Raw genomic sequence first — 16486 nt, 5'->3', positions numbered from 1 at the left:
GATCTTCATATGTCTGCCGTAGCGACCGTCATCGGTGACCTCGTGGGCTCGCGCACCACGTCCGACCGTGCGCGGGTCCACGAGGCGTTCGCCGACCACATCGAGATGATCAACCGGGAGTGGCGACCGGTCACGCCGCTGCGGATCACCGTGGGCGACGAGTTCCAGGGTGCGTTCGAGACGGTGGGAGCCGCGATCCAGGCGGCGTTCAGGCTGCGGATCGCGCTCGCCCCGGTCGTGGACATCCGTCACGGCATCGGCTGGGGCGAGACGCGCGTGCTCCGTGACGATCCCCGGGTCGAGGACGGGGAAGGCTGGTGGGTGGCACGGGCTGCGATCGAGACGGCGGAGGACGCCGCGAGCAAGGCAGCCTCTCGCAGCGTACGGACCTGGTATCAGCCCGCGGAGAGGGCGGGCGGGCCGGATCCGGCTGCCGTCAACGCCGCGCTGATCTCGCGCGACGAGCTCTTCTCCCGCCTGGACCTCTCCTCGGTGTCGGTGCTTTCTGGCATGCTCTCCGCCATGTCTCAGAAGGCCATCGCCGCCAAGCTCGACATCACCCCCTCCGCGGTCTCCCAGCGCATCCGTCGCGACGGGATCGCCGTGATCGTGCGTGCCGACGAGCTTCTGGGAGATGTGCGATGAGCTGGATCGCTCTGCTGCTGATCGGAATCGGCACGGTCGACTTCGCCCACTCCCTCCTCGATCCGCTCAAGCGGATCCGCTGGGTCCCCGAGGCGATCGGGGCAGTGGTGGTGATCACCTTCGGCCTGCTCTCGGCCCTCTTCGGAGGTGACCTGGCGGCGGTGATCGTGATCGCCGGGATCGCCGTGCTGTGGGGCTTCCTGGCCCACCCGCCGCAAGGCGTCGACAAGAACCCCCGCCCCGGGGTCCCGTTGGCGCTGCTGGGCGCGGCGGTCTTCCTCGGGATCCTGCTGGCGCCGGTGGCCGGTGAGGTCGCCGGTCCGGTCGCCGCTTGGGCAGAGCAGGCGCCCTGGGTTTGGGTCGAGGCGGCGCGTCCCGAGGCGGTGCTGCTCGCCTTCGGTGGCCTGGTGGTCCAGATCTCGACGGGCAACGTCGTGGTGCAGCTGGTCCTCGACGTCACCAAGGTCGCCAACCCGCTCGACGGCGTCGCCGGCAACAATCTCAAGGGCGGCCGGCTCCTGGGGCCGCTCGAGCGGTTGACGATCTTCGGGCTCGGTCTCACCGGCAGTCTCGCCGCGGCTGGTCTGGTGGTCGCGGCGAAGAGCCTGATCCGCTGGCCCGAGCTGCAGTCGTTCCGCGCCGAGAGCGAGGGGCCGAGCATCAACGACGTGACCGAGTACTTCCTGGTCGGCAGCTTCGTCTCCTGGATGACCGCGCTGGTGACCCTCGCCCTGGTCATCACCTAGATTGCGGTGTCATGACTGTGGGTAAGGCTCTGAGTCTCCTGGTGGCCGCTGTGCTCCTCCTGGCCGGCGGGGCGCTGGCTCTGACCGGTATGGGTTATCTCGGTGACGGCGGCACGAGCACCGCCTGGTCGGTCATCGGCGCGGGCCTGGCGGGGTTCGGAGTGGCCCTGGTGATCTCCGTCTTCAGGGGCCCCGGACGCTGAGCCCAGTGTGGTGATCCCGGCCGTCACGCGGGAGCGTTAGTGTTCACGCATGGGCAAGCAACAGGACTTCGTGCTCCGGGCACTCGAAGAGCGAGACGTACGTTTCGTGCGACTTTGGTTCACCGACGTGCTCGGCTATCTGAAGTCGGTCGCGGTCGCTCCGGCCGAGCTCGAGAGCGCCTTCGCTGAGGGCATCGGCTTCGACGGCAGCGCGATCGAGGGGTTCGCCCGGGTGACCGAGGCCGACATGCTGGCGCTGCCGGATCCGAGCACGTTCCAGATCCTGCCGTGGCGTACGGACGGCCCGTCCACCGGGCGGATGTTCTGCGACATCGTGATGCCCGACGGGTCGCCGTCCTATGCGGACCCGCGCTACGTGCTCAAGCGGACCCTGTCGAACGCGGCGGAGAAGGGCTTCACCTTCTACACGCACCCCGAGATCGAGTTCTACCTCTTCAAGGACAAGCCGGTCGGCGGCGCCGAGCCGGTCCCGGTCGACTCCAGCGGATACTTCGACCACACCGCCCAGTCGATGGGCGCCGACTTCCGGCGCGAGGCGATCACGATGCTGGAGGCGATGGGGATCTCGGTGGAGTACAGCCACCACGAGGGCGGCCCCGGCCAGAACGAGATCGACCTGCGCTACGCCGACGCGCTCAGCACCGCCGACAACATCATGACCTTCCGCACCGTCGTCCGTGAGGTCGCGCTGAGCCAGGGCATCTGGGCGAGCTTCATGCCCAAGCCGTTCACCGAGCACCCGGGCTCGGGCATGCACACCCACGTGAGCCTGTTCGAGGGCGATGCCAACGCCTTCTACGAGCCGGGTGCCGAATACCAGCTCTCCAAGACCGGCCGCAGCTTCATCGGCGGTGTGCTCCGGCACGCCCCGGAGATCACCGCGGTCACCAACCAGTGGGTCAACTCCTACAAGCGCCTGATCGGCGGGGGAGAGGCGCCGGCTCACGTCGCGTGGGGCCACAACAACCGATCCGCGCTGGTTCGGGTGCCGATGTACAAGCCGCTCAAGGGCCAGTCGACCCGCATCGAGGTCAGGACCCTGGACGCCGCCTGCAACCCCTACCTCGCCTTCGCCGTGATCCTGGCGGCAGGCATGAAGGGCATCGAGGAGGGCTACGAGCTGCCTCGCGAGGCGGAGGACGACGTGTGGGCGCTCACCGAGCGTGAGCGCAAGAGCCTCGGCATCGACCCGCTGCCGGAGAACCTCGACGAGGCGATCGGGATGGCTGAGGACTCCGAGCTGCTCGCCGAGACGCTTGGCGAGCACGTCTTCGACTTCTTCCTGCGCAACAAGCGCGCCGAGTGGGCCGCCTACCGCGAGCAGGTGACCGACTTCGAGCGCGCCAGGATGCTGCCGGTCATCTGAGCCCAGATCCACGGCTCCCCGCGGGTTCGGGCGAAAGAAGTTGCGTCGACAACCTCTTAAAGGGGCGATTCCACACTTCCGATCCGGTGGTGCCACACTGGTTCGAACGGGAGAGTGGGAGTGATGTCGTTGAGTCTTCCCAGGGTGCTTGTGATTCAGCACGAGGAGACAGTTCCGCCGACTTTGTTCGGCCATTGGCTGGCCGAGGCGGGCATGTGCGTCGACGTCTGCAAGGCGTACGCCGAACCGATTCCGCAGCTCTCGTCGCTCGACGCCTCCTACTCGGGGCTGCTCGTCATGGGCGGCTCGATGGACGCCGACGCCGACGACGAGCACCCCTGGCTGCAGGTCACCCGCGAGCGGATCGCTCAGGCGGCCGAGGCGGGCATCCCGACGCTCGGGATCTGCCTGGGCCATCAGCTGGCTGCGATGGCTCTCGGAGGGTCGGTGGAACGCAGTCCGTTCGGGCTCACCGTCGGCGTTCGCCAGGTGACCTGGGAGCCCGAGGTGCTCTTCGATCCGCTGATGCGGCTGCTGGCGGGCGACGACCGCGCCATGCACTGGCACCGCGACATCGTCGGCGAGCTTCCCGAGGGCGCCGTCAAGCTGGCCAGCTCGATCGACGGGCAGGTCCAGGCCGCCCGTCTCGCGCCGACCGTGTGGGGCGTGCAGTTCCACCCCGAGGTCGACGCCGCCGGGGTCGCCGTGTGGGCCGAGGAGTCCACCGACGAGCTCGAGCAGATCGGACGCAGCGTCGACGACGTGGTCGCGACGGCCACCTTCGCCGAGAACGAGCTCATCAAGACCTGGCAGCCGTTGGCCTACGGCTTCGCCCGCCTGGTCCGCGAGCGCGCCGCCGCCGTCGCCCCGGGCGGCACCCGTGGCGGTGTCATCCCGGCTCCGCGGCCCTGGAGCGCGTGAAGTAACCCTGCGCCTGCTGCGTGAGAACGTCGAGTGACAGAATCGGGTCCATGACGTTGCCAGGCAAGGGCGAGCTGCTCCGGCTCGGCTTCAACGACCCGGATGCGGCCTTGGCGGATCTGGCCGGTCTCGGCCCTGGCGCCGAGGAGCTGTTGGCGATCCTGAGCCGCGCCGCCGACCCGGACGAGGCGTTGGCCGGTCTGGTCGTGCTCGCCGAGTCCCAGGGAGACGGCTTCGTCGAGGAGCTCGCCGCCGACGAGGGGACCGCGATGCGGCTGGTCTCGGTGCTCGGCGCCTCGCCGGCGCTGGCCGATCACCTGGCTCGCCACCCCGATCACTGGCGCGAGCTTGCGGACCCGACCCTCGGCACGACCAGGCCGGCGGCGTACGTCTTCCGGGCGTCGCTGCTCGAGGCGGTCGGTGCGAAGCCGGCAGATGAGTGCCCGGTGGCCACGGTCCCGGACGCGGAGGCGGTCGACGCGCTGCGGGTCGAGTACCGCCGCTGGCTGCTCCGGCTCGCCGCCCGTGACCTGGCCCACCAGCTCCCGGTCGACGACGTCGCCGCCGAGCTCTCCGACCTGGCCTGCGGCACCCTCGATGCCGCGTTGGCGGTCGCCCGAGCGCGGCTGGGGGAGGAGGAAGCGCAGGCCGTCCGGCTGGCCGTCATCGCGATGGGCAAGTGCGGTGGCCACGAGCTCAACTACGTCTCCGATGTCGACGTGATCTTCGTCCACGAGGCGGCCGAAGGGGTCGCCGAAGACGTCTCGCTGCGGGTCGCCACCCAGCTCGCCAGCAACCTGATCCACGTCTGCTCGGCCCACACCGGCGAGGGCACGATCTGGCCCGTCGACGCGGCGTTGCGCCCCGAGGGGAAGGCGGGCGTGCTCTCGCGCACGGTCACCGGCCACGTCGGTTACTACGAGCGCTGGGCGAGCACCTGGGAGTTCCAGGCGCTGCTCAAGGCCCGCCCGGCCGCGGGGGACCTCGAGCTGGGCCAGGCGTACGTCGACGCGGTCAACCCGTTCGTCTGGAAGGCCGCCGATCGCGACGGCTTCGTCACCGACACCCAGGCGATGCGACGCCGGGTCATCGCTCACATCCCGTCCAAGGAGGCCGACCGTGAGCTCAAGCTCGGTGCCGGCGGGCTGCGGGACGTGGAGTTCGCCGTTCAGCTGCTGCAGCTGGTCCACGGCCGCGCCGACACCGGGATCCGCGAGCCGACCACGCTCTCCGCGCTCGCGGCGCTGACCCGCGCCGGCTACGTCGGCCGTGAGGACGGCGAGGCCATGCACGAGGCGTACGCGTTCCTGCGGCGGATGGAGCACCGGCTCCAGCTCCGCCGGCTCCGGCGCACCCATGTCGTCCCCGACGACGAGGCGTCGCTTCGCTGGCTCGCGCGCTCGCTGGGCTACCTGCGCGATCCGGTGGTGCGGCTGAAGAAGGAGTGGGGCCACCAGCGGATCGAGGTACGCCGCCTCCACGAGAAGCTCTTCTACCGTCCGCTCCTCGACGCGGTCGCCCGGATCCCCTCGGGGCAGGTCCACCTGTCGACGAAGGCTGCCGAGGAGCGGCTGACCGCGCTGGGCTACGCCGACCCCAAGGCGGCGCTGCGACACCTGGAAGCACTCACGACGGGTGTGTCCCGCCGGGCCGCGCTGCAGCGCGCGCTGCTGCCGGTGATGCTGCAATGGCTCTCCGAGGGTTCCGATCCCGACGCCGGGCTCTTCGGGTTCCGCCGCATCTCCGACGCGCTCGGGGTCACGCCCTGGTATCTGCGCTCCCTGCGTGACGAGGGGTCGGTCGCGCAGCACTTCGCCACGATCCTGTCCACCTCTCGCTACACCACCGCGCTGCTCGAACGGGAGCCCGAGGCGCTGCGCCTGCTGGGCCACGACCTGGCGCCGCTGTCGGCCGAGGCGCTGACCGACGAGATGGTCGCCCGCGCTGCGCGTCGCCGCACCACCTCCTCCGCGGAGGAGGCCGTACGCCACATCCGGGCCATCCGTCGACGCGAGCTGTTCCGGATCTCGGCCGCTGAGCTCCTCGGCGAAGCCGGGATCGACACGATCGGCGCCGCGCTGTCCAGGCTGACCGACGCCACCCTCGAGGCATCGTTGCGCACGGTCGTGGCCGACGAGGTCGCCAGGCGCGGGATCGACGGGCCGCCGACGCGGATCGCCATCGTCGCGATGGGCCGCTACGGCGGGTTCGAGCTCTCCTACGCCTCCGACGCCGACGTGCTCTTCGTCCATCAGCCGGTCGAGGGCGCGGATCCTGGCGAGGCGACCCAGTTCGCGCTCAAGGTCCTCGCCGACCTGCGCCGGCTGCTCGCCCTCCCGGGTGCCGACCCGCCTCTGGAGATCGACGCGGACCTGCGCCCCGAGGGACGGCAGGGCGCGCTGGTGCGGACCCTGCCTGCGTACGCCGCCTACTACGCCAAGTGGTCGGGTATCTGGGAGTCGCAGGCGCTGCTGCGCGCGGACGCGGTCGTCGGCGACCCGAAGGTGCGTGAGGCGTTCATCGAGATGATCGACCCGCTGCGCTATCCCGAGGGCGGGCTGAGCGAGGACGACATCATCGAGGTGCGTCGAATCAAGGGCCGCGTGGACCACGAGCGGCTACCGCGCGGCGCCGACCCCAACACCCACCTCAAGCTCGGCCGTGGCGGCCTCGCCGACATCGAGTGGACAGCCCAGCTGTTGCAGATGCGGCACGCCTACGCCGTACCGGGGCTGCGCACACCACGGACGGTCGAGGCACTCCAGGCTGCCCGCGACGCCTCGCTGATCGAGGCGGACGACGCCGAGACCCTCATCGCGGCGTGGCGGATGGTGAGCCGGGTGCGCAACGCCGTCACCCTCGCGCGCGGGCGCCCGGCGGACTCCCTGCCCGCGGGTCCGGTGGAACAGCAGGCCGTGGCGGCCATCCTCGGCTACCCGGCCGGCGCCACCGACGAGCTGGTCAACGACTACCTGCGGATGACCCGTCTCGCCCACGGCGTGGTCGAGCGTGTCTTCTGGGAGTGAGCCGAAAAAGACATCGTCGGGGACCGGGGCGACCGCCCCTGTCCCCGACGCGCGTCTACAGGTTGTTGTTGCGCGGCGGCAGCCAGCCCGGAGGGCGCTGCGGCCGCGGCTGCGGCTCGTTGCCGGCTTCGCCGCCGGGCTGCTGGCCGCCCTGACGGTTGAACAGGTCCGGCTGCGGCTCCGAGCGGCTCTCGGAGGGCTGCTGAGCGTAGGGGCGAGGTGTCCAGCGTCCGTTCTGCGGTCGCAGCTGGGTCGGCCGCTGAGGGCGCTGGGCGAACATGCTGCCGATGCCTTCGCCGGCGGGCTGTCCCGCATGCGGGCTGCCGGAGGCGGCCGGCTGGCGCGTGGGGAGCCGCTGGAGCGACTGCCGCGGCTGCTGGAGCAGGTCGTGCGGCTGGCCGGGGACGGGAGGCCGCCCCATGCCCTGACCCTGCGTCATCAGCTGAGGTGAACCGGCGTCGAAGCCGGCCCGCTGCTCCGGGGTCCAGGGGTCTTCGAGGTCGTCGTTGATGCCCGCGAACATGGTGCCGAAGCCGATCACGATCAGCATGCCGGCGGAGATCGCGAAGATCGGCATCGCCAGGTAGACCGGGTCGGCGCCGCTCACGTGTCCGAGCTTGTCGTCGGGCGAGCTGTGGATCTCGAGGGCGAGCATGCCGGTGTAGTGCATAACGCATACGCCGATGCCCATGATGACGGCAGCGCCCACGCGCATCAGCCGCGAGGAGACGTTGAAGGTGAAGAAGAGCGCGAGCGCCGAGGCGACCAGCGCGATGATGATGGAGATGACGACGATGGTCGGCTTCCAGACCATCTTGGCGCTCATGTCCATGGCATACATGCCGGTGTAGTGCATCGCGCCGACTCCGGCCCCGGTGACCAGACCACCGACGATGTAGCCCGCGTTGCCGCGCAGAGCTGTCGCGATCAGCATGCCGACCATCGCAGCGGCGATGGCGACCACCAGCGAGATCAGGGTGGTGCCGACGTCCAAGGCGTACGCCACGTGGCTGTCGAAGGCCAGCATGCCGATGAAATGCATCGACCAGATCGCGCCGCCGCCGATGGAGGCGGCCGCACCGAAGAGCCAGAGCCAGGACCCGGTGCCACCGTTCACCCGGCGGGCGCGGCTCGCGCAGGTCAGACCGACCCACGATCCGAGAACGGAGATGATGAATGACATCCCGACCAGGGGTTGGCTGAAGGCCCCGATCGCGACTTCTTCGATGGTTGTCACGCTGTCTGACTTCCTCTCGTTCCTCGCCGGCTGGAATGTGGGGGATCGGCGGGAGTGGATCTGGAGACGGGTGCGAATGCCCCGGGGGGTATCCTTCGGGGTAGTCGTAACGGGCTATCGTGCCCCTGTAGCGCAGGTCACAATAGAGGAACAGGTCCCCTATTTCCACGCCGGGGTAGGGTATCTCAGCTATGCCCAGTGATGTATATGTGCTCGAACTCGACGACATGCAGCAGTCGGCCGTCGATCTGGGCGACCCCACCCGTCTCGTCTTCGACTACATGAGGCGTGTCGGCGATGTTATCGACCGCCTGCCTCCAGGGCCAGTGCGGGTGTTGCACGTCGGCGGGGCCGCGATGACGCTGCCGCGCTACATCCAGGCGACTCGTCCACGCTCCTCCCAGATCGTGCTCGAGCCGTCGGTCGAGATCATCGAGCGCGTACGCCGCGAGGCGCCGCTACCGCCGCGCAGCGGGATCAAGGTGCGCCCTGTCGACGGCAAGAGCGGTATCGCCGACGTCCGCGACGGCTTCGCCGACATGGTGATCCTCGATGCCTTCGACGGCGGACACACCCCGGCCGAGCTGACGTCTGCCGCCTTCGTCGAGGACGTACGCCGCGTGCTCGCGCCCTCCGGGGTCTTCGTCGCCAACCTGGTCGACCGGGCGCCGTTCGCCCGGGTGCGGGACTTCGTCGCGGCTGCTCGAGACCTGGGGGGCATGGTCATCGGGGTCGAGCCGGCGACGATGAAGGGCCGTCGCCCCGGCAACCTGATCATCGCGTGCGGCACGGTGCCGAGCAGCCCGTTCGGATCGCCGTCCCCGATGGAGTACCGCATCTTCGCCGACCGAGCGGTCACCGACTCCTTCGGTGGTGGGACGCGGAGCTAGGCTGCGAGCATGTCGATCGAGCTGGCCCGAGCCCACCTGGACCGATTCGGACGCGGTGGGGACGTCATCGAGTCGGAGGACTCCAAGGCGACCGTCGAGCTCGCCGCGGTCGCTCTCGGCGTCTCGCCGGCGGAGATCGCCAAGACCATCAGTCTCTACACCGATGACCGCTCCGCCGCGATCCTCGTCGTCGCGGCCGGTGACGCCAAGATCGCCAACGCGAAGTTCAAGGCCCACTTCGGCGCCAAGGCGCGAATGCTCGCGGCCGAGGACGTGGAGCCGATGACCGGACACGCGATCGGGGGCGTCTGCCCCTTCGGCAACCCGCCGTCCGCAGAGGTCTGGCTCGACGCCTCCCTGAAGCGTTTCGACATGGTCTATCCCGCCGCAGGCGGTGCCAACACGACCATCGCGCTCACCCTCGGTGACCTCGAGACGATCAGCGAGGCCCGGGGCTGGGTCGACGTCACCAGGCTTCCCGAGATCGGCTGACCAGACCGGTCAGGTCTCCCCGGAAAGGGGACAGCCCCGCCCTGCCGAAGCAGGAGCGAGGCTGTCGTGCTGAGTTGATCAGCTTGGCCAGAGTCAGACCGGACGGACGTTCTCGGCCTGCGGGCCCTTCGGGCCCTGGGTGACGTCGAACTCGACGCGCTGGTTCTCGTCCAGGGACTTGTAGCCCTGGGTCTGGATCGCGGAGAAGTGCACGAAGACGTCGTCGCCCCCGTCGTCCTGGGCGATGAAGCCGAAGCCCTTGTCGCCGTTGAACCACTTCACGGTTCCCTGAGTCATGAATCTAATCCTTGTGTAAACAGGGCGACTCCGTGCCGCCCTTTGGGCGTTGAATCCACGAGTCCTGACTTCTGCTTCCGCGGAAGACCAAGTGCTGCGTGAACGGTTGCCGAGAGCAACTGTGAAGCGCTTGGGGCGCCTCCTTCAACGTAGACAAGCGTACATGCCATGGACCGACTTCGGGGATCCCCCTGTTCTCGGCGTTTCAGGCGTCGGATTCGGCGCGCCCGGCAGGGTTTGGATCGTCCGGTTTGACAATCTCGAGCATCGCATCGACAAGATCGGGGTATAGGTAGCCAACCGACGAGAGTGGGACAACACGTGGACCAGCCATGGTGGCGCGAGGCCGTCGCATATCAGATCTACCCGCGATCGTTCGCGGACTCCAACGGCGACGGGATCGGCGATCTGCCGGGCATCACCGACCATCTGGGCTACCTCGCCGCGCTGGGTGTCGATGCGGTCTGGATCTGCCCGTTCTACACCTCGCCGCAGAACGACCACGGCTACGACGTCGCCGACTACTGCGACGTCGACCCGATCTTCGGCACCCTCGAGGACGCCGACAGCCTGTTCGCCCGGGCTCGCGAGCTGGGGCTCAAGGTGATCGTCGACCTGGTGCCCAACCACACCTCGTCGGCTCATCCCTGGTTCGCCGAGGCGCTTACGGCCGAGCCGGGCTCCGTGGCGCGAGACCGCTACATCTTCCGCGACGGCCGAGGCGAGAACGGCGAGGAACCGCCGACCAACTGGCGCTCGGTCTTCGGCGGCCCCGCCTGGACGCGGATCCCGGACGGTCAGTGGTACCTCCATCTCTTCGACGACGACCAGCCCGATCTCAACTGGCACAACCCCGAGGTCGTCGCCGAGTTCACCAAGATCCTCACCTTCTGGCTCGAGCGGGGCGTCGACGGGTTCCGGGTCGATATCGCCCATGGGCTCTTCAAGGACCTACGCGACCAGGTCGTCCCCGAGGGGCTCGCGCTCACCTCCGACGCCGCGGTGATGTACCAGCGGGGTGTCACCGACGCGCCGATGTGGGACAACCCGGGCGTTCACGAGATCTACCGCGACTGGCGCAAGTTGATCGACTCCTTCGACGGCGACCGGATGATGGTCGCCGAGGCCTGGACCCCCGGCCCGGCTGAGCTGCGACGCTACGTACGCGCCGACGAGTTCAACCAGGCGTTCAACTTCTCCTGGCTGCAGGCGCAGTGGTCTGCCGAGGCCTTCACCGAGGTCATCGGGTCGACGTTGAAGGCCCTCGGCCCGTCGCGGGCGGCGCCGACCTGGGTCCTGTCGAACCACGACGTCGTACGCCACCGCTCCCGCTACGGTGACGGGCTCCAGGCGCTCCACCGGGCGCGCGCGGCGACGCTGACGATGCTGGCGCTGCCGGGGTCCGCGTACCTCTACCAGGGCGAGGAGCTGGGTCTGCCGCAGGTCTATCTTCCGCCTGAGTATCAGGAGGACCCGTGGTCGGAGACCGGCGAAGGTGGTCGGGACGGCTGCCGGGTGCCGCTGCCGTGGAGCGGGTTCGAGCCGCCCTTCGGGTTCAGCCAGGTGCCTGAGGAGGAGCTGCCGATGCAGCCGTGGCTGCCACAGCCGGCCGAGTGGGTGGATCTGACCGTGGCGGCTCAGAACGGGGTCAAGGACTCCACGCTGGAGTTCTACCGGGCGGCGCTGTCGGCGCGACGTACGTATGCGCTCGGTGCCGACGAGGATGTCGAGATCCTGGACGCCCCCGAGGGCGTCGTCTCGTTCCGTCGCGGCGGGGTCGGTGGTTCCGAGGGCGCGAGGCGCGAGCTGATCGTCGTCCTCAACTGCGGGATGGAGCCGACGCCGCTGCCCGAGGGCGAGATCGTGATGTACAGCGGCGATCCGGTCGTGGGCGATCTGCCGACCGATGCCGCGGTCTGGATCCTCGCTCCCGCCGACTGATCCCATTCCTACTGCTGGGCTCCCGGACGACCGTGGACCTGACGGCAGGCGCTTGTCATCGCGTGGTGGCGGTGGTGCTTCTTGTGGCTGTGCTTATTGTGAAACAGGAGCGCCCCGCCGCCGATCGCGGCGAAGATCCACCACGGCACGCCCATCGCGATCAGCCCGAACGCCACGAGCAGGAAGCAGGCGATCAGCGGGAAGGCCCGCGGGCGGCCCTGGCGCGGGTCTCGGGCGGCCGGTGGTGGCTGCGGCACGGTTCTGGGCAGGTCTGTGAAGAGCGCCGCCAGGTCGGAGCCCACCCGAGCTGACCAGACCGCGTCCAGGCGCTCGTAGTAGTCGTCGCCGGAGAGGCGGCCGGTCGAGTAGTGCTCGGCGAGCCTCGCCGAAGCCTCCTCGCGGTCGGCCTCGCTCACCCGCAGGTTGTCGAGGTTGCTCATGTCGTCTCCCTTGTGCGGCCGATCGACTGTCGGCGTAGTGTCCCGATATATCGCGAGGGTACGCCGGAAGAAGTGCGCTCGCAAGAGACTTTCGTCGGGCCTGCGCTAGGTGAGCAGCAGGACGATCAGCAGGATCGCCGGCACCGTGGCCAGCGTGCTGACGAAGATGACGTCTCGGGCCAGCAGGGTGGCGCGGTCATAGCGCTGCGCGACGATGAACACGTTCTGGGCGGTCGGCAGCGCGGACAGCACGGTCACGGCCAGCAGCGCCTCGGTGTCCAGCCCGAGCACGAACCGGCCGATGAGGTACGCCGCGACGGGCTGCACCACCTGCTTGGTCGCGACCACGGCAGCCAGGTCGAGCGCCGGGACGCCGCGCCCGGGCAGGGGGCCGAGCCGGAGCGCGACGCCGTACGCGATCAGCATCGAGGGGACGGCCATCCCGGCCACCAGCTCCAGGGGAGCCGAGGCCACCTCGGGCAGGTCGACGTCGCTCACCGAGAGGGCCACGCCGATCGCGGAGGCGACGGTGATCGGATTGGTCAGTGGGCGGCGGACCACAGCCCAGAACGACAGCCTGGTGGTGCTCGCGTCGACATCGAGCAGGGTCAGCGCCAGCGGCTGCAGCACCAGCATCTGGAGCAGAAGCGTCGGAGCCACCAGGATCGGGTCGCCGAGGACGTACGCAGCGATCGGTAGCCCGAGGTTGCCGGCGTTGGCGTAGGAGCCGCACAGGACCGCGACGACCGTGTCGCCCAGCCCGCGGCGGCGCAGCGTCTCGACGGTGGCGACGAGCGTTGCGGCGACCAGCACGCCTCCGGTGACCGCGACCAGGTTGCCGGAGAGGACGAGACCGAGATCGCTGTCGTCCATGACCGTGATCAGCAGCGCCGGGCTGGCGACGTAGAACGCGACTGTCGAGAGTGTCCGTTGCCCGCGCTCGTCGAGGACTCGCAGTTGGGCGAGCAGGACGCCGAGCGCGATGAGGACGCTGATCGTTGCGAAGCCGGTGAAGACCCCTGCCACTAGATCCCGCGCCGCACGTCGAGCGATCCGTCGGTGACGAGCGGGGGAGGGGGAAGCGGCATGCCCAGATCCTAGGTCGCCGTCAGCGACGGGCCGCGCGGCGCCTGACCGGCTGAGACCGGCGTCGGTGGGTCACAGGTCGAGGTGGTCGCAGATCGCCTCGGCCCAGCGCGCGTAGCCCGCCGGAGAGGCGTGGAAGCCGTCGGCGGCGAAGAAGGACGGCTCGGCCGGACCCAGGTCGGCGGAGCTGACCCACTGCACCGACCGACGTCCCGCGCAGACGAGGCGTGCTGCCGCGTCGAGCACTTTGGCCCGCTCGGCGAGGTAGCGGCGCAGGGTGCGGGGGAGCGACGGAAACGCACCGAACTCCGGGATCCCGGGGACGACGGTATGGGTGGCGTGCTGCTGGAGGGTCTCGACGATCGGGGTCAGATCCCGTGTCCAGGCCTCGACGCTGCGGCGCGCGAGGATGTCGTTGACGCCCACCAGCAGCACGGCGAGGTCCCAGTCGCCGGAGACCTTGGTGAGGACCCCGTGCCGGATCCGCTCGCTGGTCGCGCCGTACTTCCCCAGCGCCCGCCACTCGACCGGGCGCTCGGCCCGCGCGGCGAACGCTCGTGCCATCGATCCGGCGAACGCGAGGTCGTGGGTGGGGGCGCCGCGCCCCGACGCGGACGAGTCGCCGATGACCAGCAGCCGGAGCGGACTTGATCCGAGCTCGGCCGCCGGGCCAGGCGCAAGACCCTTGGTCGGACCCGCCGGACGGGGCTCCTTGCCGATGTTCCGGCGGACGTGAGCAGCCTGCGCGGCGACCAGTGGGAGCAGCAGCGGATTCATCGTCTCTTCCCGAGCGGTTGTCGTGACGTACGTGCTCTTCGGTCGTTCTTACAGCGCGTGCTCCGGCGGGTCTCCGACGTTGGCTGAACGGTGGGCGAACGTCCCCGGAAGGTTCGACGCAGAGCCTCCTCATCCCGGCCGACGTTGGGGTAGAAGACATGGGGCCGAAGGCACGTGACTCCACTCTCCGCGTGCCGAGCACAGCCTCATGCCCAGCTGCGAGCGCTCGACCACACCCACCCCTCACTCGAAGGAATGCGCCGACATGTCCGAGTTCATCACCGGCATCTTCAACCGTCACAAGAACGAGCAGCCGACGGCCGGGGAGGGGGAGTCGATCGACACCTCGACCCCTGTCCACGCCGAGAGCCTGGCCACCGCCGAGGTGGCCACCGAGACCAACCCGTACGTCGCCGAGCCGGTTGCCGAGCCGGTGATCGAGCCCTTCGTCGAGCCTGGTGCTGAGACGGCCACCGAGCCCACCGCCGAGGCGCTCGCGGTGGACCCGCTCTCCGACCCGGAGCATCTCGTCACCGACAGCGAGGAGACCCCCGCCGCCGACGTGGCCGAGCTCGCCGCCGAGGAGGCCGAGGTCGGTAGCGGCATCGCGGGTGAGATCACCGAGCCCGAGGCTGTCCAGACCATCGACGAGGCGCCGCTCGAGGGCGTCGACGCCGAAGCTCCGGTTGCCGACAACACCGACAACACCGACGAGGTCGACGTGACCGCTGTCGATGAGGTCGACGAGGCGCCGGTCGAGGCCGATGACGTCGCCGCCGCGGATGTCGAGACGGCGGACGCTGTCGCCGACGAGCTGGTTGCCGACGACGACGCCGACGACGCCGACGTTGCCGTGGAGGTCGCGGAGGAGGTCGCCGTCGAGGGCGCGCCCGAGGACACGGACGTCGTCACCGAGACCGCGGACGTGACCGAGGTCGACGCCGAGGACGTCCTCGCGCCTGCTGACGCGATCGAGTCCGTCGACGCCGAGCCGGCCGTCGTCGAGCCGGAGGGTGAGGTCGCCGCCGAGGGCGTTGCCGTCGAGGACGTCCTTGTCGCTCCCGAGACCGCTGAGGTGACCGACGTCGAGATCGACGCCGAGAGCACCGAGCCGACTCCCGAGGACACGGCGGGCGAGATCGCCGACGCGCCGGAGGAGGTCGAGGAGGTCGAGCCGGTTTCGGAGCCGGTCGTCGCAGCCGAGATGCCCGTCGCAGTCGAGGTCGACGCCGTCGACACCGAGCCGGTCGCCGACGACCTGAGCGAAGACGCCGCCGAGGCGCCCGCGCAGGGCTTCGCGCCCGAGCCGGTCGCTGAGCCGGAGGCGACCGCCGACTCGACCGTGACTGGCGTGCTGCGCGTCGCTCGCGAGTCGCGCGGGAAGTCGACCGTGAGCGAGGGACTCGTCGAGCGTCTCGTCCACCACATCGTGGCCAAGGTCGACGGCGTGCACGCCATCGACGAGGAAGGCACCGTGATCGACATCGTCGACGGCGTCGCCAGGATCACGGTGTCCTATGTGATCGTCTTCGGCACCCAGGTCAAGGGCAACGCTGTCGCTATTCGTACTCAGGTCATCGAGGCGGTCGAGGACTACTTCGACATCGATGTTGTGGCTGTTGATGTCAATGTGAGCGACTTCTACATCGGCTGATCGTTTTCCGGGGGCCTCGGGGTGTTGGGTGCTTCGGGGCTCCTGGGTACGCGGTCGCTGCTAGGTTTGCCCTGCTGGTCGAGCCGCCGGAGCCGCTAGGCGGAGGCGTGTCGAGACCAACACGGTTCTCGTCGGGGAAACCTTGCTTAGCGACTGTTTCTTCGTTCCTGATGTTCGCCGCCGACCCTTTCCTCCAGTGTTTCTCGATCATGCGCCGCGTCAAGGACGGGCTCCGCCCGCCGCTTCGCGGTGGCCTTCGGCCATCCTTGACTCGACACCTGATCGAGAAAGATTTCGCCATTATCGGGGCGGCGGCGAGGGTGTGGCGCGGGGATCAGGTTCGCTTGTTCGCGGATCGCGTAGATCGTGTCTGACCAGCAAAAACAGGTAGCGGCATGGTGCTCATTCACATATAATGAGGCGTGAACGAGACCGTCGACCAGCCCGCTATGGTCGAGGGCTACGGGCCGGCCCCGGCTGCCTGGGCCCGCGAGGCGCTCAGCGACGCTGAGGTCTTCATTCGGCGGCTCTTCACCGACCCCGCCGGGCAGCTGGTCGCGATGGAGTCCCGCTCCCGCAAAGCCCCAGATGGCTTGGCCGAGTTCATCACCACCCGCGACGGTGGGATCTGCCGCACCAACGGCTGCGACGCCCCGATCCGCAACGTCGACCACGCCCAACGCCACGCAGACGGCGGCGCGACCAGCGCCGCGAACCTTCAAGGGTTGTGTGAAAGATGCAACC

At 69.3% G+C, this 16486-nt stretch carries 16 protein-coding genes; 11 read left to right on the top strand and 5 right to left on the bottom strand.

Annotated elements, in window-relative coordinates; translation table 11 throughout:
• Positions 1-9: 9 nt before the first annotated feature.
• The 6 genes from H5T77_RS04550 (at position 10) to H5T77_RS04525 (ending at position 6928) form a co-directional block, all read left to right on the top strand.
• Positions 10-645 (top strand): SatD family protein, encoded by a 636-nt coding sequence (locus H5T77_RS04550; RefSeq protein ID WP_292645637.1) that lies wholly within the window; start codon positions 10-12, stop codon positions 643-645.
• Entirely contained in the window at positions 642-1391 is a 750-nt protein-coding gene (locus H5T77_RS04545; protein WP_292645635.1) for a hypothetical protein, read from the top strand. Before H5T77_RS04550 ends, H5T77_RS04545 begins: the two co-directional genes overlap by 4 nt.
• A gap of 11 nt (positions 1392-1402) precedes the next feature.
• Entirely contained in the window at positions 1403-1594 is a 192-nt protein-coding gene (locus tag H5T77_RS04540) for a hypothetical protein (RefSeq protein ID WP_292645632.1), read from the top strand.
• A 49-nt stretch (positions 1595-1643) separates the two neighbouring features.
• Positions 1644-2981: a type I glutamate--ammonia ligase gene (gene glnA, locus H5T77_RS04535; RefSeq protein ID WP_179658574.1), complete on the top strand. Its 1338-nt coding sequence runs from the start codon at positions 1644-1646 to the stop codon at positions 2979-2981.
• A 144-nt stretch (positions 2982-3125) separates the two neighbouring features.
• A complete protein-coding gene (locus H5T77_RS04530) occupies positions 3126-3902 on the top strand; it encodes a type 1 glutamine amidotransferase (protein WP_292645629.1) in 777 nt (258 codons plus the stop codon).
• Positions 3903-3952: 50 nt separating this feature from the next.
• Positions 3953-6928, top strand: coding sequence for a bifunctional [glutamine synthetase] adenylyltransferase/[glutamine synthetase]-adenylyl-L-tyrosine phosphorylase (locus tag H5T77_RS04525; RefSeq protein ID WP_292645627.1), 2976 nt, complete (start codon positions 3953-3955; stop codon positions 6926-6928).
• 55 nt (positions 6929-6983) lie between these two features.
• Here H5T77_RS04525 and H5T77_RS04520 read toward each other — a convergent pair whose 3' ends face one another.
• Positions 6984-8165, bottom strand: a complete 1182-nt coding sequence (locus H5T77_RS04520) for an MHYT domain-containing protein (protein ID WP_292645625.1) — start codon at positions 8163-8165, stop codon at positions 6984-6986.
• Between the two features lie 191 nt (positions 8166-8356).
• Between H5T77_RS04520 and H5T77_RS04515 the strand changes: the two genes are divergently transcribed.
• Positions 8357-9055 (top strand): spermidine synthase, encoded by a 699-nt coding sequence (locus tag H5T77_RS04515; protein ID WP_292645624.1) that lies wholly within the window; start codon positions 8357-8359, stop codon positions 9053-9055.
• 9 nt (positions 9056-9064) lie between these two features.
• Complete coding sequence (locus H5T77_RS04510; protein WP_292645622.1) at positions 9065-9547, top strand: YbaK/EbsC family protein; 483 nt, start codon at positions 9065-9067, stop codon at positions 9545-9547.
• Between the two features lie 93 nt (positions 9548-9640).
• Here the strand turns inward: H5T77_RS04510 and H5T77_RS04505 are convergent, their stop codons facing one another.
• The gene (locus H5T77_RS04505) at positions 9641-9844 is read right to left on the bottom strand and encodes a cold-shock protein (RefSeq protein ID WP_179658568.1); all 204 of its coding nucleotides are present in this window, start codon (positions 9842-9844) and stop codon (positions 9641-9643) included.
• Positions 9845-10165: 321 nt separating this feature from the next.
• Between H5T77_RS04505 and H5T77_RS04500 the strand changes: the two genes are divergently transcribed.
• Positions 10166-11785 (top strand): glycoside hydrolase family 13 protein, encoded by a 1620-nt coding sequence (locus H5T77_RS04500; RefSeq protein ID WP_292645619.1) that lies wholly within the window; start codon positions 10166-10168, stop codon positions 11783-11785.
• An 8-nt stretch (positions 11786-11793) separates the two neighbouring features.
• On the opposite strand, the gene H5T77_RS04495 is transcribed toward H5T77_RS04500, so the two are convergent.
• The 3 genes from H5T77_RS04495 to H5T77_RS04485 all read right to left on the bottom strand — a co-directional run bounded on the left by H5T77_RS04495 (position 11794) and on the right by H5T77_RS04485 (position 14088).
• Positions 11794-12225, bottom strand: a complete 432-nt coding sequence (locus H5T77_RS04495) for a DUF1707 SHOCT-like domain-containing protein (protein WP_292645617.1) — start codon at positions 12223-12225, stop codon at positions 11794-11796.
• A 105-nt stretch (positions 12226-12330) separates the two neighbouring features.
• A complete protein-coding gene (locus H5T77_RS04490) occupies positions 12331-13251 on the bottom strand; it encodes an AEC family transporter (protein ID WP_292645615.1) in 921 nt (306 codons plus the stop codon).
• A 132-nt stretch (positions 13252-13383) separates the two neighbouring features.
• Positions 13384-14088 (bottom strand): SGNH/GDSL hydrolase family protein, encoded by a 705-nt coding sequence (locus H5T77_RS04485; RefSeq protein WP_292645614.1) that lies wholly within the window; start codon positions 14086-14088, stop codon positions 13384-13386.
• A 265-nt stretch (positions 14089-14353) separates the two neighbouring features.
• On the opposite strand from H5T77_RS04485, the gene H5T77_RS04480 reads away from it, so the two are divergent.
• Both H5T77_RS04480 and H5T77_RS04475 read left to right on the top strand, forming a co-directional pair.
• Complete coding sequence (locus H5T77_RS04480) at positions 14354-15742, top strand: Asp23/Gls24 family envelope stress response protein (RefSeq protein WP_292645612.1); 1389 nt, start codon at positions 14354-14356, stop codon at positions 15740-15742.
• Positions 15743-16164: 422 nt separating this feature from the next.
• Positions 16165-16486, top strand: a 322-nt coding sequence (locus H5T77_RS04475; protein ID WP_292645611.1) for an HNH endonuclease, incomplete at its 3' end; no start/stop codon positions are given.

Source organism: Nocardioides sp. (assembly GCF_014360585.1).
Lineage (GTDB): Bacteria > Actinomycetota > Actinomycetes > Propionibacteriales > Nocardioidaceae > Nocardioides.
This window is presented reverse-complemented; position numbering and strand designations above follow the sequence as displayed.